The organism is Treponema sp. R6D11 (genome assembly GCF_054786075.1).
Genome location: NZ_BDHD01000702.1, coordinates 1 through 598 on the forward strand (window position 1 = coordinate 1; position 598 = coordinate 598).

2 protein-coding genes are annotated in these 598 nt (G+C 47.2%); one reads left to right on the top strand and one right to left on the bottom strand.

Going from position 1 to position 598, the window contains the following annotated elements:
• Positions 1-447, top strand: a 447-nt coding sequence (locus ACYVTD_RS15580) for a nucleotidyl cyclase domain-containing protein (RefSeq protein ID WP_461248610.1), incomplete at its 5' end; no start/stop codon positions are given.
• On the opposite strand, the gene ACYVTD_RS15585 is transcribed toward ACYVTD_RS15580, so the two are convergent.
• Positions 416-598 (bottom strand): hypothetical protein (locus ACYVTD_RS15585; RefSeq protein WP_461248611.1); only part of this gene is annotated, 183 nt, incomplete at its 5' end. The genes ACYVTD_RS15580 and ACYVTD_RS15585 overlap by 32 nt on opposite strands.

Below are 598 nucleotides of genomic sequence, written 5' to 3' on the forward strand. Positions count from 1 at the left end.
GAACTGCACCGCTGCGCTTCAACTGAAAAAGACTTGACCCTTTTAATGCTTGAATTTAAAGAAAACATTTCCAGTTATCAGTTTAAGGAAGCGGCGCAAGAAGCGGTTTCTTTATTTACGTCGAGGGATCTGCTGTTCGAAAAAGGCGAACAGGGCATTACCGTTATAATGCCCGGCGTCGATCTTGATACCGGACTAGTTAAAGCGCAGAAATTCAAGGCCCGTATCAAGGAAAAACTTTTCCCCAAGAGCGGCACGGAAGACTGCATATACATCGGACTTTCCTCGCGCGCCGGCCGCCTTATGAACTCCGAAAGAATGTTACTTGAAACAAACGAAGCCCTGCAAAAAGCAAAGACCGACCGTGACACGTCAATTATCGCGTTCAAGAGCGACTTGGAAAAATACAGAAAGTTTATTGCTTCTCAAAATCCCGCGCATTCCTGAAAAGCCTCTGCGCCGCCCACGGAGCGAGCAAATAACCGTATTCTGAACCTTCCACAAACGCGGTACGCCTTCCAGACTCGTCGGCCTTTGTTACGTGAATAGTTTTTATGCTGCCGTTTCCAAGTCCCAACACGAATTTACCCTCATAAGG